We start from the raw sequence: 21012 nt of genomic DNA, 5'->3' as shown, positions 1-21012 counted from the left end.
ATATTAGTCAAGTTGGTAAGGATAACTTCTCTTGTGCTTTGCAGCAAGCGTTTGCTGCCCTTCTTTCGCAATCAATAGCTTTTTAATCAGGAAAAAGGCAGCAATAAACAGGCAGAAAATCAGGACTGGCCAATCTCCGAAGCGAATCCAGGGGGTAGTGCCATGGGCAGGGTAAAGTTTTGCTTTCAACAGACCGGAAGAAAAAGCGGGAAGTGAATCAACAACTTGCCCTTGCGTATCTATTAGAGAAGACAAGCCATCATTATTAGATACCACTTGATAACGTGCAGTTTCAAGCGACAGTACCTGGGCAATCTGCAATTGTTGATAGAGCGCGAGCGAGTGTCCGAACCAGCCATCGTCACTGATTGAAACAATCCACTCGGCCTCAGGCAACTGGGCGCGAAGTAAATTGCCGTAAGCCAGTTCATAACAGATTAGGCTGGCAATGGGATGTTTGTGTACTCTGATTGCCGGCTGGCTTGTTTTTCCAGGTTGCATATTGGCATCTGGAATTTCAAGCCAGGTAAACAGGCGCTGTAAGAGCGAAGGGACGTATTCGCCAAAAGGAACCAGATGTTGTTTGGAATAAGCGCCTTTAGCCTTGCCGAGGCTAATCATAGAGTTGTAATAATTACTTTCATCAAGAGTTGTCGGCTGCGGTATCCCAATCAGGATAGCGCTGCCGGCCTGTCTGGCCTGTAAATCCATACTGGCCAGATAATCGGTCAGATAATTGGGCGGGAGAGGTATGGCCGACTCCGGCATGACAATCAAATCAGTGCCCAGCAGCTTTTCAGTCTCGTCTTGATAACGCGCCAGCAATTGCCAGAACAGGTTTTCATCCCATTTATCGCGCATGGACAAATTAGCCTGAATGACTCCAATGGTTACCGCCTTATTTTGCATTTCAGACCATTTAATATTGCTCAGCAGGGATGGCAACATAATAATGCCCAGAAAAGACAGTAGCGCCAGGTAGCGTTTCGTTGATCGGTCGGCCATGCTGTTACTGAGCAATGCGGCTGCAAAACAACTTGCCAGACTTAACCCAAACGTACCGATTATTGGTAACAGGAACTTGCCGGGGGAATCAAATTGTCCAAATCCAATAAGTAACCATGGAAATCCAGTCAGAAACGTTGATCTGGCAAATTCAGTTAATGTCCATAAGACACTGAACAGTAACGCTGAGCTGATGGTACAGGATTGTGTTTTTAATCGGCTGAACAGCACAGCTGTCAAGGCGGGGAACAAAGCGAGATACAAAATAAAAAGCAGGGTAACCAAACCGGATACGATACTGTTTAAGTGCCCATAGTCATGAATACTGATATATAACCAGGATACTCCCAGACCAAAAAATCCAAGTCCAAATGCCAACCCTGATAGAAAAGGAGAATAAGGATGTCGGCCTGACAGGCGATGATAAAAAAGCGCAAGGCCGAGAATGGCAAGACCTGGAAAATGAAACGGAGCGAAACCCAGCGGCAGCAAAAAGCCATAGCACAGGCATTCCAGAAAAGCGCCTCGCCGCTTACTTTGAGTTGCGGAATATCGCCGGTTGTCTGCTATAGAAAGCTGTTCCATGAAATTAGCGTTTGCCAAATCCCATAACAATAAAATACTGGGCGTTAAAGGTCAATATTAATAAGAAAGGAAGAACTCTCCAAGAAATAAGCAAACATTCGGGCTGAGGAGGCGTTTTCGGCGTCTTGAAGGAAGCTCAGAAATGGAAAAAAACGAATTAATCAACAATACTTTATTTAAGCAGTAACTTTACCAAATTTGGGGAAAGCTATGAGGCGGGATATTAATCCGGAAAAATGGGCAGAATTTGTAGCAAAGCAACCTCATAATGAGCAGGCAATTTTTCATAAGGCACGTCAATTAATGGAGAAAGCTGATTTAATTAGCAGCGATTTTAGCTCCTGTTTAACTGTTGATGCGGTTAATATACAGGCGCAAGCTAGAGAAAAGCAATTAAACAGTTATGTGGAAAGCAAGGTGTATAACGAAATTGCTCAACAAAGTAATACACAGCTTAAAGAGTTAGTTGATGTGTGGATAGCGGGTATACGGCAAGATATTATCGAGAAATCTGAAAGCAAAATAACCAAATTGAATCAGATTGGGCCTTTTGAGAAAGCGCTGGAAGGGTTAAAGACCATACAACATAGCGTGATATATGCCCGTGATATGCGCCTGGAAATTACCATAGTCTTAAACGAATACCATAATGGTTTCCGTAGCTCGGAGTCGTTTATACGCGCAACGACCGAAATCATTAATAAGTATCAAAAGGAGTATACTTTAAAAAATGATAAAGAGTGGAATGTGATTGTTGATAATATGTTGAAGTGCCTTTATTCCATGCAGGAAAAAAAACTGGATCAGTGGGCGCAACAGCCGGTGCCGCAGACTGATGAGGAGAAATTTATTGCTGAGATGCGAGCGAATATTAATAGTGATTTTAGCCCATACGTGAGTGTCGATGTGGTTAAATCACGGATAGAAGCTTGCGAAAGGCAAATAAGCAGTTATGTGGGAAGCAAGAAGTATAAAGAAATCGCTCAACAAAGCAGCCCTCTGGCTAAAGATAAAATTGATCAGGAGATAGAGCGTATACGACAAGATATTAACGAGAAATCAAAGAACCAGATTGTTAAGATACAGCAGGTAAAACCTTTTAAGAAAGAAGTAGATAAGTTACTGTCGATGAATAATAATAAGACATTTGCGAGAGAGTTGCATCATGAAATCAATACAGAACTAGCAAAATATCTTCACAATAAGATTGAACTGCACGAATTTAAAAAAAGGTGCGCCACTACTCTTGAAAAATATGAGGGCAATAAAGAGGTAAAAGAGCATAGAGGCTTTAAAAAGGCTATTGCTAGCATTCTTGCAGCGATTAAAGTTCTGGTGGATACAGCAAGTAAAGACATGGGGAAGAAATTTACTGCTGAGGTCAATACTCGTTCAGTAAATAAAATTAAGGATATTAAAAAGTCATTACACGAGCTGAAAGAACCGAGCGCAGCCGAAGAATCAACGATTAGGCCTAAAACATTGTAGGTTGGGTCGTTTGACCCAACAAATCAACCTACACCCCAAGAGTTAAAAAATCAATCTAATCATTCACTTCGACTTCTCCATTTAGAGGGTAGGCAATTGCCGACGATTGGTGTACGATGGTCGTCGTCGTTTACTTAGGGAGAAGGATTCCATGTATAATGTTATGATAACAGGTGCCGGTAAAATCGGGAGTTTGATCGCGTGTTTACTGGCAGACAGCGGTGATTACCAGATTCATCTCGCTGATCTGGAGTTTTCAGGCACGGATGTAGCGCGTTTGCTTGAAGCGATACCTCAAATCAAGACCGTCGCACTCAATGTGACGGATGAGCAGGCGACTCAGGATTATATTCAGAAAAATGGCATCGTTGCCGTAGTATCCAGTCTGCCGTACTTCTTAAATACCCATGTCGCTAAAGCGGCGAAAGCAGCAAAAGCCCATTATTTTGATTTAACCGAGGATACCTCAGTTACCGACGCGGTAAAAAAGATTGCCAAAGACGCTCAGACTGCGTTTGTACCCCAATGTGGTCTTGCTCCGGGTTTTATCAGTATTGCAGCGAATAGCCTGATGCAGGAATTTGAACACTGCTACCATGCCAAATTACGGGTAGGCGCGTTACCGCAACGTGCTAATAATGCACTGCATTATTCCCTTACCTGGTCAACTGATGGCGTAATCAATGAATACGGTAATCTGTGTTATGGCATCGAGAACGGCAAACCGGCGGTGATGAAACCACTGGAGGGCAGAGAGTCTATTCAGATTGACGGTTGTGAATACGAAGCGTTCAATACTTCCGGCGGCTTGGGAAGTCTGGCGGAATTATATGAAGGTAAAATCAAGACATTAAATTATAAAACAATGCGTTATCCCGGACACTGCGAAAAAATGCGTCTGTTAATGAATGATTTGAAATTAAACGATGATCGCGGAACGCTAAAACGAATTCTGGAAAATGCAATTCCTAAAACCTATCAGGATATCGTCATTGTTTATGTGACTGTCGAAGGGATTAAGAAAGGCGAACTGACAGAAAAGAGTTATGTCAAAAAGATATATCCGCTAACTATCCGCGGTCTGGAGTGGTCTGCAATTCAAATCAGTACCGCTTCAGGAGTCTGTGCTGTTGTTGATTTGGTGCTGGGACAGGCTAATGAATACCATGGCCTGGTATTGCAGGAAAAATTCCGTCTTGCTGACGTACTCGCTAACCGTTTTGGCAAATATTACGCTTAGGAGGTTGTACTATGGAATTTTTAAAAAAACTGGGCATTCAGAATGTCAATCCCGGAGCCTTCAGCGGCCACGGTTGGCAAAGTGAAATCGATACGGCTCGTCTGGCTTCCTATTCACCTGCAACGGGTGAAAAGCTGGGCGAAATTGCCACCTGCTCAATGGCAGATTATGAGCACATTATGGCGCGTGCCGAACAGGCCGCGCTGGCCTGGCGTCAATATCCTGCGCCCAAGCGCGGGGAGATTATTCGCCAGATTGGTCAGGCGTTACGTGAAAATAAAGACTGGCTGGGCAGCCTGGTGTCGCTGGAAATGGGTAAATCCAAGCAGGAAGGCGATGGCGAAGTTCAGGAAATGATTGATATCGCCGATTTTGCTGTCGGACAATCCCGGATGTTGTATGGTAATACCATGCATTCCGAACGTCCCAATCACCGAATGTATGAACAATGGCATCCCTACGGGATCATAGGCGTTATTTCGGCATTTAACTTCCCGGTCGCTGTCTGGTCATGGAATTCGTTTATTGCAGCAATTTGCGGTAACGTCACCATCTGGAAGCCATCTGCCAAAACGCCGCTGTGCGCAGTTGCTGTTCATACAATATGCAATAAAGTCCTGGCGCAGAATAATTGCCCCGAAATTTTCAGCCTGATTATCCCGGAAAATCATGGCGTCGTAGAGGCTATGGTCAATGATAGCCGGATTCCGCTGATTTCATTCACCGGTTCAACAGCTGTAGGCAAACAAGTTGCCGCCAAAGTTGCGGCCAGACTTGGCAAGACAATTCTTGAGCTAGGCGGTAATAACGCCATTATTCTTGACGAAACTGCCGATTTGGCTTTGGCAATCCCGGGCATCGTCTTTGGTGCAGTAGGTACAGCCGGTCAGCGTTGTACAACAACCAGACGGCTATTTGTTCAGCAATCGATTTATAAAGACGTGTTAAAACGCCTGCAGCATGCTTATGAGCAGGTGACTATCGGTGATCCGCTTGATACCAAAAACCTGATGGGGCCATTGATTGATCAGGATGCCGTCAACCAGTTTGAGCAGGCAATTTCCCGCATCAAGGCAGCCGGCGGCCAGATTGTTTATGGCGGCGAAGCAATTGCCGGTAAAGGCTCATACGTGCAACCTACCTTGGTTACCGGGGTTAAAAATGAATGGGATGTCGTGCAGGAAGAAACTTTTGCGCCTATTCTTTATGTGATGCCTTATTCAACGCTTGAAGAAGCCATTACATTACAGAATGGCGTTCCCCAAGGGTTGTCGTCTGCTTTATTTACCCATGACCTCAAAAGCGCGGAGCGATTCTTAAGCGCTTGCGGCAGTGATTGCGGTATTGCCAATATTAATATTGGTACTTCAGGCGCTGAAATTGGCGGTGCATTCGGCGGTGAAAAGGAAACTGGCGGCGGCCGTGAGGCCGGTTCCGATTCCTGGAAAGCTTATATGCGCAGACAGACTAATACCATTAACTGGGGTGACGCCTTACCGCTGGCACAGGGAATCCAGTTTAATATCTAATAAGGAAAGCAATCATGCAAGAACCATTTTTTATTAAAAAAGTGGCAGTATTGGGCGCTGGAGTAATGGGGGCGCAGATTGCTGCCCATTGCGTCAATGCCGGTATTGAAACTTTGTTATTTGATTTGGCAAGTAAGGATGGCAAGAGCAATGCCCTGGTCGACAAGGCGATTGCAAACCTGACCAAGCTAAAGCCTGCTCCATTAGCAACACCGCAAATCGCAGGGCTTATTCAGGCCTGTAATTATCAGGATAACCTTACTTTGCTTGCTGATTGCGACCTGATTATTGAAGCGATTGCCGAGCGTCTGGACTGGAAAGAAGATTTATACAAGCGCATTGCGCCTCATATTAACAAAAAAGCGATTTTAGCCAGTAATACCTCCGGCTTGAGTATTAACACGCTGGGCAGCGTATTGCCTGCAAGCCTGAAAGATCAGTTTTGCGGCATTCATTTCTTTAATCCGCCCCGTTATATGTATCTGGCTGAATTGATACCGGCTGCCACAACTAAACCGGAATTGCTGGATAACCTTGAGAGCTGGTTGACCAGTAAATTGGGTAAAGGGGTTATCAGGGCAAAAGATACACCTAACTTTATAGCCAACCGAATTGGCGTCTTTTCATTATTAGTGACTCTGCGTCATGCCGAGGAAATGGGTATTGGACTGGATGAAGTTGATGCCTTGACTGGTCCATTAGTGGGCAGACCCAAATCTGCAACCTTTAGAACTATGGATGTCGTTGGTCTGGATACAATGAAACACGTTGTCCATACAATGGATGAACAGTTAAAAGGTGATCCCTGGCATAGTCTATATAAACTACCCGACTGGCTTAACGGTTTGATTGACGCTGGTCATTTGGGACAGAAAACCGGCCAAGGCATCTATCGCAAAGCAGGCAAGACAATTGAAGTCTATGATCTGGCAACTGGTAACTATCGTGTTGCGGATGGTAAAGTCAGCGCTGAAGTTAAAACAATTTTTGACAATAAAGATCCGGCAAAACGCATGCAGGAATTGCAAAACTCCAATGACAGACAAGCCAAATTCCTGGCGGCTTGCTATCGTGATCTGATGCATTATTGTGCTTTTCATCTGGCTGAAATTGCTGACACCGTACGTGATGTGGATCAGGCTATGCAATGGGGCTTCGGCTGGCGGCAAGGGCCATTTGAAACATGGCAGCAGGTTGGCGTTCAATCCATGCTGGAAACTATCCAGAAGGCAATCGCGGCTAACCAGACAATTGTAACTGCAAATTTACCCGGCTGGCTGACTGGTTCAGTGAATTTTTACAGTGAAGATGGCGCTTTTTCACCTACTGCAAAACGCATGGTACCGCCAAGCAAATTGCCAGTGTATCAGCGCCAGTATCAAGCTCTGGCTAACGGTAAAAAAGTCGTTTATGAAAATGAAGGCGTAGTAATGAACGCGTTCAAAGATGATATTGCCGTTCTTTCGCTGAAGAGCAAATCCAATACCATTGGTCAAAGCGTACTTGACGGCCTGCAAGAAGCAATCAGCGTTGCTGAACGTCAATGTCAGGGATTGGTAATTTACCAGCATGATGCCGGAAATTTTAGTTCAGGCGCCGATTTACGCGGTGTAGCCGGGCTGATTCAGGCGAATAAAATGGCTGCCCTGGAGCAGATGATTGCTCAGTTCCAACAGGCTGCCTTACAGCTGAAATATGCAGCGATCCCGACAGTCGCAGCATTACGCGGCAGAGCGTTGGGCGGTGGTTGTGAGTTGATGATGCATTGTAATGCGGTTGTAGCCGCTTTTGAATCGTATCCCGGACTGGTTGAGGCGGGTGTTGGTCTTATTCCAGCTGGCGGCGGTTGTAAAGAAATGGCATTAAGGGCAGCAGATAGCGCTGGCGATGCCGATTTAATGGCTTTCCTGCAACCTTGCTTCCAACAGGTTGCAACGGCAACTGTAGCCGGTAGCGCGCCGGAAGCGCAACAGCGCCGATTTCTGCGCAGCACTGATTATTGGGTGATGAATGCGAATGAAGTACTGTATGCGGCATTGGCAAAAATCAAAGCAATGAATGCGGCTAATTTCCAGGCGCCTCTGAAAAATCAGCGCTTTAAAGTTGCTGGTCGAGAAGGTCATGCCAGATTTCAGGCTGGATTGGTTAACTGGCTGGAAGGCGGTTTTATTTCACAACACGATTATTTCCTGGCTAATCAATTGGCAAATGTCATGTGCGGCGGTGATGTGTATCAAGGCGAGCTGGTTGATGAAAACTGGTTGCTGGCACTGGAAAAAGAAGCGTTTATGACGCTTGCAGCAACCCCATTAACTCAGGCCAGGATTGCCAGTTTGTTAGAAACTGGTAAACCGTTACGCAATTAACAGGGAGAACACTCATGACTAATATTTATGTGGTTGACGTATTGCGCACCCCTGTTGGCAAAGCGCCGCGCGGTGTATTTAAAAACACGTTGCCGGATGATCTATTGGCTCATACGATAAGGACGCTTATTCAGCGTAATTCAACTGTTGACTGGCAAGCTATAGGCGATGTTGTGGTTGGATGCGCCATGCCGGAGGCCGAGCAGGGCATGAATGTGGCCAGAATTGCCTCGTTACTCGCAGGCATGCCGCAATCAGTTCCTGCAATGACCATTAACCGCTTTTGTTCATCAGGCGTACAAAGTATTGCCACTGCTGCCGCTTCTATGGTGCAGGATGGGATGAAACTGGCTTTGGCTGGCGGTGTTGAAAGCATGTCCAAAGTACCGCTCGGCGGCAATAAATATACTGCCAATCCAGCGTATTTTGATAACGAGCATGTCGCAATTGCCTATGGTATGGGAATCACGGCTGAAAATGTCGCCAGACAGTGGGATATTACACGTGAACAGCAAGATGAATTTGCTGCTGAAAGCCATGCCAAAGCAGTCGCAGCACAGGCTCGCGGTGATTTCGATGCTGAAATTACGCCGATTGAAATTATCGAGCGCCGCCCTGATCTGGTGACAGATAAATTAATAACCAGCAAGCGTTTAATTTCCAAGGATGAAGGCCCGCGTGGAGATACCTCTTATGACGTAATTGCAAAATTAAAGCCGGTTTTTTCTCTCAAAGGCACGGTAACAGCAGGTAACAGTTCACAGACCAGTGATGGTGCAGGAATAGCGTTATTGGCGACTGAGCAAGGGCTTAAAGAGTTTGATTTGCAGCCTATGGGACGCCTGTTAGGGTATGCAGTTGCCGGGGTTGCGCCTGAAGTCATGGGTATAGGCCCAATCAACGCTATCCCGCTTGCGTTGAAACAGGCAGGCATTACTATGGAGCAACTGGACTGGATCGAGCTGAATGAAGCTTTTGCAGCTCAGGCGCTAGCAGTGATTAAAACACTGAATCTGCCAAAAGAGAAGGTCAACCCACTCGGCGGTGCAATTGCTCTCGGACATCCATTAGGCGCAACCGGCACTATCAGAACGGCTACTTTGTTACATGGCCTGCGCCGTACTAAAGGCCGTTATGGTATGGTAACCATGTGTATTGGTACTGGAATGGGCGCCGCAGCTATTTTTGAGGCATTGTAGCATCCTGTAGGTTGGGTCGTTTGACCCAACAATTACAATCTTTCATTAGACACTGCTGTTGGGTCAAAACGACCCAACCTACAAAAAATAATAAAAACAAGGTCAGAAACATGCGTAAATCGAATTCGCTGTACGTTTTTGTTTTATGTCTTTTATCCAAATTTCTCTGGGCTGCCGTATTACCCCTTTCCTTCACTGTACAGCCTGTCGCTACTGATATGGCTATTGGACAACAACAAAACCTGTCATATGTTATTCGTAACAATACCCGTAATGTAACTTTTCCATTAACTATCAGCATTGTAAATAATGGCGATAATCTGCCGGCAGATGCGTCGTTATTGTCAACGACTTGCGGCCAGGTACTTGCTCCTAATGCATCATGCGGCATCTCTGTCAGCTTACAAAGCACAGTTGCCGGTCAATATAATCGTTATTTGAAAATCGATTACAAATCACGGGCGCCTTTAACCAGTCCGTTGACAATTGCCTCAACAATTGCCGATTATACTGTCCTGGTCTATATGGTGGGTTCTGATCTTGAATCGAATAATAATCTGGCAACAGACAATATTAACCAGATGTTGCAAGTGGGTTCTTCAAAAAATCTGAATATTGTGTTGGAAACCGGCGGCGCCCAGAAGCCAGGCTGGTTAACCGTTCAACGTAAACTGGTTTTACCGGGATCAATGCAACTCATCACGGATCTGGGTAGTGTTAGTATGGCGGCAACCAGTACTATTCAGGATTTTCTGGAGTGGGGGGTCACAACTTTTCCGGCAAATCATTATGCGGTTATTTATTGGGATCATGGCGGCGGCCCTAATGGTGGTTTCGGAGGCGATCGTAATGTACCACCGCCGCAAGCAACGCCTATTAATCAATTATCAGCAGCAACAATAGGCGCATATAACACAACTGGAAAGCAGTTCGAGATTATTGGTTTCGATGCCTGTTTGTTAGGTAGTGCAGAAACGTATTCCGGTTTATATCAGTATACCAATTATTTAATCGGTTCTGAGGATTTAGAGCCGGGCGGCGGATGGCAATATAATACGTTTTTAGCTTATATTAACAACAACCCAGGCTCTGACGGACTGGCTGTCGGCGAACAAATAGTAAATGGTTATACCGAGCAAAATGCAGGTGATTCAACTACCTTATCAGTAACGGCTGCTTCTGAAATGCCGGCCCTGATAACCGCAGTGGATAATTTCGCCAACGCATTGGCGCCTTATGCCAGTAACACAGCTGCAGACTGGCTGGCAATTGCCAAAAGCCGTTTCAGAGCGCCTGATTATTATACTTCAGTGTGGGATAACGACAGCCTTGACCTGGTAGATATCGTAGAGTTTGCCAGAGCAATTAGCCAGTCGTCCTATTTTTCGGGTGATCCGACTCTGATTCTGGCGGCGAATAATCTGGCCGACGCAGTCACTAATGCGGTGAAATATGTCCAGAATAGCCCTAATCGTCAGGCATCTTATGGCTTAACGCTGTATTATCCCTCGATTATGGCCGAGTATTCGCCTGGTTATACTACAGTTACTCAATTAAATGGCAGTCAGTTTTTTTCTCAGGCTTATATCAATCTGGTGAGCGCTTATGCTGGTTTTTATACAGCCAATTCTGCAAGCCTGATCGCGCAACTGAATAATTTTACCTATGATAATATTGATACTTATTCCGTTGATGTGACTAATGATTATGATGAGATCTATGCGGCAGTAGGCAGTGATACCTGCACAGATGTTTATGACAGCAATGACAATAACCTGGGACCTGTTCCTTGTTACCGAACGATTCAGAACCCCAATAGCACAGGCATTGCTGGAACAATCACGTTCACTAACGGACCAGCAACAGTGAATAACTGGCCGCAATTAAACGGGGTTCCGGTATTATTTATCCCAAACGATACCGATCCTTCAGTTCCTGATGAAAATACCTTTCTGGTACCTGTAACATCTCTTACTGCTGGAGAAGGTTATCTGAGTATTATTCGTAACAGTAACAACGAATATGAAATCGCAGGATTCCAGGAAAAAGCTGGAAGTGCGAATACAGTCGGCAAGGTAGTGGATATCGCGGATGGCGACCAGTTTTATGTCAAGACTTATGCAGACAATGGCGGATGGAATTTGTATAGAACGGATACCATCATCACAGCGCCATTGACTTTGACATTCGATGCGGTACCGGGTAATGCGGATTATGCTGCATTCAGATTTTTAGTAGCTGACTTAACCGGTGCATTAACGATTACAGGTGTTTCTCAACCGTATTAAGAGTGTACATGTAGGTTGGGTCAAACGACCCAACCTACAGCCCTGCAAAATGCAGATAAGCGTTAATAATAGCTTTACCCCAGAATAGAGCAATCAACCCGCTGACGCAAAGAAAAGGCCCGAAAGCGATAGGGGTATCATTGGATTTGGCGCTCAGTTTTAAATACATTAAACCGCCAATTGCCCCTGTTATCGATGACAACAGCAGTATTAACGGCAGTTGTGTCCAGCCGAACCAGGCGCCAAAAGCAGCAAATAATTTGAAATCGCCATTACCCATGCCGATTTTTCCAGTTAGCAAATAGTAAAGCTTAATAAAAAACCAAAGGGCAAGATAAGCGATTGCAGCACTGATTACGGCATTTGGCAGCGTTGTAAATAGCGATTGTGTGTTCGCAATCAAACCCAGCCACAATAATCCCAACGTCAGACAATCAGGCAAGAGTTGCTCATCGAGATCAATAAACAGCATAGGAATAGTGAGCCAGATAAATAACAGTGCGTATACCAGCGTTAAATTAAAGCCGAAATGCCAGGCTGCAAAAGTGCTTAACAGGCAGGTCAGCAACTCAACCAGTGGATAGCGCATAGAAACCGGTTGTTGACAGTTTGCGCATTTGCCGCGTAAAAACAGATAACTTAAAACAGGTATATTATGGATAGCTTTTATCTGAGTATTGCATTGGGGGCAAAAGGAGCGTGGGAAGAATAAATTAACGGGTTTAATGTCAACGGCAGGCAGGCCGGAAAGGCTGCGGCATTCATTAACCCATTCATTTTTCAGCATTTGCGGCAGGCGATAAATCACCACATTGAGCAAACTGCCTATAGTTAACGAAAAAACAGCGACCAGACAATAAAGCAGAGTGGAATTCATTTCCAATAATTGTGTATCCATTATTTGCCTATACCACAGAACCGAGTTTAAAGATGGGCAAGTACATTGCAACAACCAGGCCACCTACCAGAATACCCAATATTGACATAATTAACGGCTCCAGCAAACTACTTAATGAATCAACGGCATTGTCGACCTCTTCTTCATAAAAGTCAGCAACCTTGGAGAGCATTTGCTCTAAAGCGCCGGACTCTTCGCCGATAGCAACCATTTGTACCACCATATTAGGGAATAGATGAGTGTTTTCCATTGCAACTTGCATTTGCTGGCCGGTTGAGACTTCCTCTCGGATTTTATTGGTTGCCTTGGCATATAAAATATTACCGGTTGCGCCTGATACTGACTTCAAGGCTTCTACCAATGGCATCCCGGCAGCGAAGGTAATCGACAAGGTTCGGGAAAACCGGGCAATGGCCGCTTTTTCAAGGATGCTGCCTACAATTGGAAATTTCAATAACAAGCGATCGATATTTTGAGCAAATTCAGGCGAATGGCTTTTGGCATAAATAAATGCATAGATTGCAGCGCCCAGCGTACCAAAAATGATATACCACCAGGACTGAAAAATCTCGGATAAGCGCACAACTCCACGTGTCAGGGCAGGTAAATCCGCACCAAAGCCTTTGAACAGCGATTCAAACTGCGGAACGACGAAAATCAGCAGGGCAGCAGTCACAATAAAGGCAACTACTAAAACAGCCATTGGATAGGTCAGCGCTTTTTTAATCTTTTTCTTAATCGTTTCCATTTTTTCTTTATAAGTCGCCACTTTATCCAGCATAATCTCTAACGATCCCGACTTTTCACCGGCATCAACCAGATTACAAAACAATTCGTTAAAATAAGCAGGATGTTTGTGCAATGCTTCAGCCAGAGTCAAACCGGTTTCAACGTCTTTTTTTATGGCGTCGATAAGGTTTTTCATCCGTTGATTGCTTTGGCCTTTGCTGACAATGTCAAAAGATTGAATCAACGGAATACCTGCCTGAATCATGGTCGCCATCTGGCGGCTGAATACGGTAATATCAGCCTGCTTGATCTTTTTATTTTTTTTATCAAAAAAGGGCTTACGCTTTTTTACTACTTTTTTGATTAAGATACCTTGCTTACGCAAATCTGCCTTTGCAATCGCAATGCTTTTGGATTCAATAATGCCATTAACCTTTTCACCGGCGCGATTAACGCCTTCCCATTGGTAGCTGACAATTTCTTTATTTGTATTGCTGCCGGTTTTTTCCATAACAATTAATCAACCGTTACCCGGTTGACCTCCTCAATTGTAGTAACACCTTCCCTGATTTTAACCAGCCCGGACTGATAAATTGTCAACATGCCATCGGCTTGCCCCTGCTTTAAAATATCAATTGAATTACCGCCGGACATAATGAGCTGGCCAATAGCTTTTGACATGGGCAGTACTTCAAATAAACCAATACGCCCCCGATAACCATTGGTGCAATTGCTGCAGCCAACAGCACTGTACGGTTTGACTGTTTTGGCTTCTTCCTCGGAAAAACCCAGTTCAACCATGCTTTGCGGGGTAATATCATCACGGATAATTTTGCAATGCTCGCACAGCCGTCTGGCCAGACGTTGTGCGATAATCAGGCTTACTGAACTGGCGATATTGAAAGAGGGAACCCCCATATTGACCAACCGGGTTAATGTTTCGGCGGCGCTGTTAGTATGCAGGGTTGATAATACCAAATGTCCGGTTTGCGCGGCCTTGATCGCAATTTCAGCGGTTTCCAAATCCCGGATCTCGCCCACCATGATAATGTCAGGGTCTTGACGCAGGAAAGAGCGTAAGACCTCAGAGAATGTTAAACCTGCTTTAGGATTAATATTCACCTGATTAATGCCCGGCACCTTGATTTCAACCGGGTCCTCTGCCGTAGAAATATTATTTTCAATAGTATTTAAAATATTCAGTGCAGTATACAACGAAACCGTTTTACCGCTTCCTGTCGGCCCCGTAACCAGGATCATACCTTGGGGTTTCTGGATGCATCGTAAAAAGTGGTCGCGCTGAAAATCGCTAAAGCCTAGCGCTTCAATTCCCAGTTTGGTTGAGCCAGGATCAAGAATACGCATGACCACTTTTTCACCGCCGACAGTCGGGCAGGTGCTTACCCTGAAATCAATAGCCCTGGCGCGGGATAGTTTCATTTTGAACCGGCCGTCTTGCGGGATACGCCGTTCAGAGATATCGAGGTTAGACATAATCTTAATCCGCGCTGTTATACGGGAGGAAAGACTGACTGGCGGCGCTGCAACTTCGGTAAGAATGCCGTCCAGACGATAGCGAATGCGGTATTCGCGTTCATAGGGCTCAAAGTGAATATCCGAAACGCCTTTTTTTATCGCTTCTAATAAAATTTTATTTACAAATTTGACAACAGGCGCATCTTCATTGGTTGCAGTATTATCAGCTTCCGGTTCATCCTCTTCACTGCTTATTTCCAGACCTTCCAGTCCGCTTGAGTCTTCAATATATTCGCTTAATCCCTGTGAATCCCTGTCATGGAGCAACTTGTCAATCAAGCGAGCCAGCTTGTCCGCTTCGACGACAACTGCGTTCGTGTGCAGTCCAGTATGAAACTGGATTTCTTTAAGTGAAGTCTGTTTACTGGGATCGTCTGTCGCCAGATAGAGATGGTTGCCGCGGGTATATAAAGGAACAATACAATGTCTGCTGATTAGTTTTTCATTTACCAGCGAGGTCGGCATTATGTCCTGATCAATGGCATCAAGGTCAATAAGTGGAACGCCAAAATTCTGGGCAATAATTAATGCAATTTTTTCAGCCTGCAAAATATTGTTTGCAACCAGATATTGCAGCAAAGTTTGCTTGTTTGCCTGAGCAAGCGACTGATACTCAAGTGCTTTTGCCTTATCCAGGAGATTCTCATGCACCATTAATTGCGCGATCCCCTGCAAGCGTTGTTCTTCTGCTATGAGTGCCATAATTCCATTAATAATTTAGACTTCTAGCTTTAATATAGCCAAAAAATAACGATAGTGCACTATAATCGGGCTTTAAAGTGATTTGCTGAGCATAAAAAATGCGTTATAGCAGCAAACAGCACAATTTGGCTTGTGAATAATTGTTGTTATACTGATTGAGGTCAATCAAATTGATTACTAAGGGGTGAAACAAATGCTTGATATAATTGTCTTTTCAAGTAAAGCATCAAAGGTTTGCGGGAAAAAGGTGATTAATGAGTTCTGTGACGGAGCAGTAGATACTATTACGCCCCAATCGACTTTTGTGGGCGAGATTTTTGTCTATACAAAAACAATGCCGTTAATTAATTATTCTGATAATCGTCCAGGGGTGCGTCGAGCAGTCAGATTTTTTGATTTTTCTACTCTTGAGCTTCCCCCTGCTATGGTTAAAGAGTTAATTACTAACCCTGGTTTTCCTATTCAGATTGCAGAGGTAGTTTTAATTACTGATATTGAAAGTGCTTATAAGCAAAAGCCAAATTCATTTAAGGCCTTTCTTGGCTGGGAAACAGTTGCTGATCCTGGCGTAGCTGAGTTTTCTATCGCTATCGATCAAGCAATAAAAGATAGTTATATCGAGGCCTGGGCTGTGCTAACAACATCAGCAGTCAGTTCAACACACGCTACTCATCCGAAAATAATAGATAGTTTACGAAGTAAAGGTCACGGTTTTACTGAGGGTCGGATATATTCATTTCTTGAAGAAAAAAAGCCCGAGTTTCTTAAGATGATTAAGAGCGTCTGGGAGAACAATATCTATAATGCTAACATCCGTACAGCTTCGGCTCCAGCCTTTGAATAATCAAACGCCCCCTCTCCCGTACCGGGAGAGGGCTGGGGAGAGGGCAAAAAAAGAAACCCTTGATTACACCACGCTGCATCAGGCTACACTTGCTGCAAATACCGTAAATATGGTACATAATATTTTATTGAATCAGCATTGGAGCAGGGGCTTTGTCATTGATCGATCAACAAAACAGGTTTCGTGCATTGGACCAATGGTATAAATCGGAAGCTGGTTGTAAGGTCTATGAGGCGATTAATGCGGAGCTTGCCTATCTTAAACAATTATTGCATGGCGATATTATCCTGCAATTAGGCAGCAGCGGCGATACGCCATTTTCCATGCAGTTCAGATATCAGCATTACTGGCTAGCGTCGGTGACTCCTGAACCACAAACAACACTATTAACCAACCTGAATCAACTGCCGCTGGATCGAAACAGTGTCGATTGCATTGTTGCCCCCCTCATCTGGGAAGCTTTCCCTGAAAAAAATCCCATTGATGAAATAGATAGGGTGCTTAAGCCATCCGGTTATATCGTATTTATCGGCATAAATCCTGCCAGTTTATGGGGTTTCTGGTTACGTTTTTCCAGGAAAAACTGTTTTGGCAGACGCAGTAAATCATCCAAATCAATGCTGTCAGTGAAGCTAGCCATGATGCACAGGGGATATATCCAATGCCATTTATCCAATTTCTACTATATCCCGCCAGTTAGTAAGCTATCCTGGATAAACCGTCTGGCGGTATTTAATCAGGTTGGCAAAATGCTATCACCAATGCCGGCAGGCTTTTATTGCCTGGTTATGCAAAAACACGAATCTCAACCGACACTGGTTGCTCCAGTAACAGAAACACTTTTTACGCCTGCAAAGGCATGCCCGCAATCATTTTGTAGAAGCGAGAACTAATGCTCCCCCTATAAATGATCTCTTAAGTAATCTATAGCCCTATTGTCTGTGAATGGATAAATACCGCATGTAAGTTTTTAGGGCAATGGCTCTTCAATTGTGATATTTTTGTCATTTCTGATAACTGGTGTTAAAATATATACAAATAGTTCTTTGGGTGTCTAGTATGTTTGATGTAGTATACAAAATTGTAATAGAAACTAATGATTTTGAAGAGTTAAAAAGCAAGTTAAAAGATTTCCATATTGATGCGGTAAGTGTAAAGAATGGATTTCGGGTTACGGTAGGATCTCAATTAGCCAGAGAAGGCAAACACGATAAAGTAGAGTGGATGCGACTGCTCGGTGCAAACGTTAGTGTAATTGCTCGTGGCTATGCAGTAGCAGGCAATCATGACAAAGTAGAGGTCTACAAACAACACGGTGCAGACATTAATGAGATTGCTCGTGGCTATGCGCAGGCAGGCAATCATCACAAAGTAAAGGTCTACAGACATCTCGGTGCAGATGTTAGTGAGATTGCTTGTGGCTATGCGCTGGCAGGCAATCATGTCAAAGTAGAAGCTTACCGCAAAGTGCACCGTGCTGATATTAATACTATTGCTTATAGTTATGCACTTGCAGGCAATCATGAGTATGTTGAGGTCTACAAACAGCGCGGTGCAAGCGTTAATGTAATTGCTCGTGGCTATGCAGTAGCAGGCAATCATAACAAAGTAGAGTTCTACCGTACGCACCACGGCGCAGACATTAATGATATTGCTAATGGCTATGCAGTAGCAGGCAATCATGAGAAAGTTGAGGTCTATAAACAACACGGTGCAAACGCCAATGCAATTGCTCACGGCTATGCATTAGCAGGCAATCATGAGAAAGTTGAGGTATACAAACAGCACGGCGCGGACATTAATGCTATTGCTAATGGCTATGCAATAGCAGGCTATCATGAGAAGGTTGAGGTCTACAAACACCACGGCGCAGACATTAATGATATTGCTAATGGCTATGCAGTAGCAGGCAATCATGAGAAAGTTGAGGTTTATAAACAACACGGTGCAAACGTCAATGCAATTGCTCACGGCTATGCATTAGCAGGTAATCATGAGAAAGTTGAGGTATACAAACAGCACGGCGCGGACATTAATGCTATTGCTAATGGCTATGCAATAGCAGGCTATCATGAGAAAGTTGAGGTCTACAAACAACACGGCGCAGACATTAATGCTATTGCTAATGGCTATGCAGTAGCAGGCAATCATGACAAACGAAAAAAATACGATATCAATTACTTGCTGGATAGCTACCTGAAAGAAAGAAGCGCTGTAGTTGATTCTGCCGGGAAAACAAAAGAGTATTTTCATGGCAGCTTTTTTTCTGCCTTTCAAAAGAGTTTCAAACAAAAAAGTGAAGCTATTACTGCTTTAAAATCAGCGTTAAGGGGAGAGAGTGTTGATTTAAGCGCACACTTGTCAACTTTAAGAAATGGTAATCTGGGTAAAGACCTGCGGGCATTTGTTAAGTCAGGCATCGGAGATGCTCTGGTTGGACAAAAAGTAACTACCGTGAGCGGTTTCATTCAGGCTCTTCAAGAGAAAAATTCAAGGCCAGTACAGAACCTGGTATAAAGGCTCTCGCCGCATTGGCGGGCTTTATACAGGGCAATATTGTAGATTGGGCTAAACGAAGTGCAGCCCAACAATCGATGCCCGAGTAATGAATGAATGTTGGGCTTTACAACCTGCGCATAATATAAAAAATTGTCCAGTACAAAATTGAGTGAGGGCAATTCCTCTTATGTAATCTATACCTTATCGCCTGTGAATGGATAAATATCGCACGTAAGTTCTTATAACGGCAATCGTCCTGTAATTGTGGTAATTTTTTGTCATTACAGATGGTTTTTGGTAAAATGTTGGCAAATTGTTTGCTTGGTGATTAATTATGTTTGAAACGGTTTATAAAATTGCGATAGAAACCAATGATTTTGAAGAATTAAAAAGCAAGTTAAAAGAACTTCATATTGATGCGGTAAGTGTAAAGGATGGATTTTGGGTTACAGCTGGAGCGCAATTAGCCAGGGAAGACAGACACGATAAAGTAGAGTGGATGCGGCAGCTCGGCGCAAACGTTAATACTATTGCTTATGGTTATGCAGTGGCAGGCAATCATGACAAAGTAGAGGTCTATAGACAACTCGGTGCGAACGTTAGTGCGATTGCTTGTGGCTATGCTCAGGCAGGCAACCATCAAAAAGTGGAAAAATATATATTTTTTGGCGCAAACATTAATAATATTGCTTTTGGCTATGCAGTGGCAGGCAATCATGACAAAGTAGAGGCCTGTAAACAACAGGGCGCAACCATTGATGCTATTGTTTATGGCTATGTATTGGCAGGTGATCATGACAGAGTAGAGGCCTGCTGGCGAGACGGAGCAGGTGTTAATAAGATTGCTCAGGGTTATGCCCGGATAGGCAATCATGACAAAGTAGAGGCCTGTAAACAACAGGGCGCAACCATTGATAATATTGCTTTGGGCTATGCACTGGCAGGTAATCATGACAAAGTAGAAACTTACAGGCAAGGTGGTGCAGACATTAATGCTATTGCTTGTGGTTATGCAGTGGCAGGCTACCATGACAAAGTAGAAGCCTGCAAACAACAGGGTGCAAAGGTTGATACTATTGCTTATGGCTATGCAATGGCAGGTTATGATAGCAAAGTAGAGTTCTATCGCACACAACACAGTGCAGACATTCATACTATTGCTAGTGGCTATGCATCGGCCGGTAAGCATGACAAAGTAGAGAATTGCAGACATCTCGGCGCAAACGTTAGCGCGATTGTTGTTGGCTATGCACGGGCAGGCTATCATGACAAGGTAGAAATCTACCGCAGAGTACACGGCGCAGACGTTAATGCTATTACTCAAGGCTATTTAATCGCAGGCAATCATGAAAAAGTAGAAGCCTACAGACGGCTTGGTGTAGACGTTAGTGAGATTGCTTATGGTTATGCACTGGCAGGATATCATGACAAAGTAGAGGCCTATCGCACACAACACGGCGCAGGCATTAATGCTATTGCTCGGGGCTATGCAGTGGCAGGCAATCATGAAAAAGTAGAAGCCTGCAGACGGCTTGGTGCAGACGTTAGTGAGATTGCTTATGGTTATGCGCTTGCAGGCTACGATGACAAAGTAGAGGCCTGCAGACAACAGGGCGCAGAGGTTGATGCTATTGTTTATGGCTATGCCCAGGCAGGCAATCATGAAAAACATATCAACTACTTGCTGGATAGCTACCTGAAAAAACGAAGCGCTGTCGTTGACTCCTCCGGGCAAACAAAAGAGTATTTTTATGGCAGCTTTTTTTCTGGCTTTCAAAAGAGTTTCAAACAAAAACGAGATGCTGTTACTGATTTAAAATCAGCGTTAAAGGGAGAGAATGTTGATTTAAGCGCACACTTGTCTACTTATAGAAATGGCAATCTGGGTAAAGACCTGCGAGCGTTTGTTAAGTCAGGCGCCGGTAATGCTCTGGTTGGAAAAGAAGTGGCTACAGTGAGCGGTTTCATTCAGGCTCTTCAAGAGAAAAATTCAAGGCCAGTACCGGGCTTGGTATAAGGATTCTCGCCGTATTGGTGAGCTTTATACAGGCAATATATGTAGGTTCGGTCGTTTCGACTCAACCTACACGAAATACAAAAAAAT

At 44.3% G+C, this 21012-nt stretch carries 14 protein-coding genes; 10 read left to right on the top strand and 4 right to left on the bottom strand.

Annotated elements, in window-relative coordinates:
* Positions 1-3: 3 nt before the first annotated feature.
* A complete protein-coding gene (gene lnt / locus ACFORL_RS00560; RefSeq protein ID WP_382340056.1) occupies positions 4-1590 on the bottom strand; it encodes an apolipoprotein N-acyltransferase in 1587 nt (528 codons plus the stop codon).
* 210 nt (positions 1591-1800) lie between these two features.
* Here lnt and ACFORL_RS00555 point away from each other — a divergent pair, with 210 nt between their 5' ends.
* From ACFORL_RS00555 to ACFORL_RS00530, 6 genes are all read left to right on the top strand, one after another.
* The gene (locus ACFORL_RS00555; protein ID WP_382340054.1) at positions 1801-3078 is read left to right on the top strand and encodes a hypothetical protein; all 1278 of its coding nucleotides are present in this window, start codon (positions 1801-1803) and stop codon (positions 3076-3078) included.
* Positions 3079-3229: 151 nt separating this feature from the next.
* Positions 3230-4318, top strand: a complete 1089-nt coding sequence (locus ACFORL_RS00550; RefSeq protein WP_382340052.1) for a saccharopine dehydrogenase family protein — start codon at positions 3230-3232, stop codon at positions 4316-4318.
* An 11-nt stretch (positions 4319-4329) separates the two neighbouring features.
* Positions 4330-5847, top strand: coding sequence for an L-piperidine-6-carboxylate dehydrogenase (gene amaB / locus ACFORL_RS00545; protein ID WP_382340050.1), 1518 nt, complete (start codon positions 4330-4332; stop codon positions 5845-5847).
* Between the two features lie 14 nt (positions 5848-5861).
* Entirely contained in the window at positions 5862-8213 is a 2352-nt protein-coding gene (locus ACFORL_RS00540; RefSeq protein ID WP_382340049.1) for a 3-hydroxyacyl-CoA dehydrogenase/enoyl-CoA hydratase family protein, read from the top strand.
* A 14-nt stretch (positions 8214-8227) separates the two neighbouring features.
* A complete protein-coding gene (locus ACFORL_RS00535) occupies positions 8228-9412 on the top strand; it encodes an acetyl-CoA C-acyltransferase (protein ID WP_382340047.1) in 1185 nt (394 codons plus the stop codon).
* Between the two features lie 110 nt (positions 9413-9522).
* A complete protein-coding gene (locus ACFORL_RS00530) occupies positions 9523-11700 on the top strand; it encodes a clostripain-related cysteine peptidase (protein ID WP_382340045.1) in 2178 nt (725 codons plus the stop codon).
* Between the two features lie 34 nt (positions 11701-11734).
* Here ACFORL_RS00530 and ACFORL_RS00525 read toward each other — a convergent pair whose 3' ends face one another.
* From ACFORL_RS00525 to pilB, 3 genes are read right to left on the bottom strand one after another with little or no spacing between them, the layout of a single operon-like run.
* A complete protein-coding gene (locus tag ACFORL_RS00525; protein WP_382340043.1) occupies positions 11735-12598 on the bottom strand; it encodes a prepilin peptidase in 864 nt (287 codons plus the stop codon).
* 7 nt (positions 12599-12605) lie between these two features.
* A complete protein-coding gene (locus ACFORL_RS00520) occupies positions 12606-13838 on the bottom strand; it encodes a type II secretion system F family protein (RefSeq protein WP_382340041.1) in 1233 nt (410 codons plus the stop codon).
* Positions 13839-13843: 5 nt separating this feature from the next.
* On the bottom strand, positions 13844-15565 hold the full coding sequence (gene pilB / locus ACFORL_RS00515; protein ID WP_382340039.1) for a type IV-A pilus assembly ATPase PilB: 1722 nt from the start codon (positions 15563-15565) through the stop codon (positions 13844-13846).
* Between the two features lie 193 nt (positions 15566-15758).
* On the opposite strand from pilB, the gene ACFORL_RS00510 reads away from it, so the two are divergent.
* From ACFORL_RS00510 to ACFORL_RS00495, 4 genes are all read left to right on the top strand, one after another.
* Positions 15759-16409 carry a hypothetical protein gene (locus ACFORL_RS00510; protein WP_382340037.1) on the top strand — a complete coding sequence of 217 codons (651 nt, stop codon included), beginning with the start codon at positions 15759-15761 and terminating at the stop codon, positions 16407-16409.
* A gap of 152 nt (positions 16410-16561) precedes the next feature.
* The gene (locus ACFORL_RS00505) at positions 16562-17302 is read left to right on the top strand and encodes a class I SAM-dependent methyltransferase (protein ID WP_382340035.1); all 741 of its coding nucleotides are present in this window, start codon (positions 16562-16564) and stop codon (positions 17300-17302) included.
* A 166-nt stretch (positions 17303-17468) separates the two neighbouring features.
* On the top strand, positions 17469-18926 hold the full coding sequence (locus ACFORL_RS00500; RefSeq protein ID WP_382340032.1) for a hypothetical protein: 1458 nt from the start codon (positions 17469-17471) through the stop codon (positions 18924-18926).
* A gap of 316 nt (positions 18927-19242) precedes the next feature.
* Positions 19243-20925 carry a hypothetical protein gene (locus ACFORL_RS00495; RefSeq protein WP_382340030.1) on the top strand — a complete coding sequence of 561 codons (1683 nt, stop codon included), beginning with the start codon at positions 19243-19245 and terminating at the stop codon, positions 20923-20925.
* The last annotated feature ends 87 nt before the right edge of the window (positions 20926-21012 follow it).

Source organism: Legionella dresdenensis (assembly GCF_042649825.1).
GTDB lineage: Bacteria > Pseudomonadota > Gammaproteobacteria > Legionellales > Legionellaceae > Legionella_C > Legionella_C dresdenensis.
Note: the sequence above shows the minus strand (reverse complement) of the source record. Positions and strands in the feature narration are given on the sequence as shown.

Coding starts and splice junctions, on each gene's coding strand:
- lnt (WP_382340056.1), bottom strand. CDS start 1,590: ATGGAACAGCTTTCTATAGCAGACAACCGGCGATATTCCGCAACTCAA.
- ACFORL_RS00555 (WP_382340054.1), top strand. CDS start 1,801: ATGAGGCGGGATATTAATCCGGAAAAATGGGCAGAATTTGTAGCAAAG.
- ACFORL_RS00550 (WP_382340052.1), top strand. CDS start 3,230: ATGTATAATGTTATGATAACAGGTGCCGGTAAAATCGGGAGTTTGATC.
- amaB (WP_382340050.1), top strand. CDS start 4,330: ATGGAATTTTTAAAAAAACTGGGCATTCAGAATGTCAATCCCGGAGCC.
- ACFORL_RS00540 (WP_382340049.1), top strand. CDS start 5,862: ATGCAAGAACCATTTTTTATTAAAAAAGTGGCAGTATTGGGCGCTGGA.
- ACFORL_RS00535 (WP_382340047.1), top strand. CDS start 8,228: ATGACTAATATTTATGTGGTTGACGTATTGCGCACCCCTGTTGGCAAA.
- ACFORL_RS00530 (WP_382340045.1), top strand. CDS start 9,523: ATGCGTAAATCGAATTCGCTGTACGTTTTTGTTTTATGTCTTTTATCC.
- ACFORL_RS00525 (WP_382340043.1), bottom strand. CDS start 12,598: ATGGATACACAATTATTGGAAATGAATTCCACTCTGCTTTATTGTCTG.
- ACFORL_RS00520 (WP_382340041.1), bottom strand. CDS start 13,838: ATGGAAAAAACCGGCAGCAATACAAATAAAGAAATTGTCAGCTACCAA.
- pilB (WP_382340039.1), bottom strand. CDS start 15,565: ATGGCACTCATAGCAGAAGAACAACGCTTGCAGGGGATCGCGCAATTA.
- ACFORL_RS00510 (WP_382340037.1), top strand. CDS start 15,759: ATGCTTGATATAATTGTCTTTTCAAGTAAAGCATCAAAGGTTTGCGGG.
- ACFORL_RS00500 (WP_382340032.1), top strand. CDS start 17,469: ATGTTTGATGTAGTATACAAAATTGTAATAGAAACTAATGATTTTGAA.
- ACFORL_RS00495 (WP_382340030.1), top strand. CDS start 19,243: ATGTTTGAAACGGTTTATAAAATTGCGATAGAAACCAATGATTTTGAA.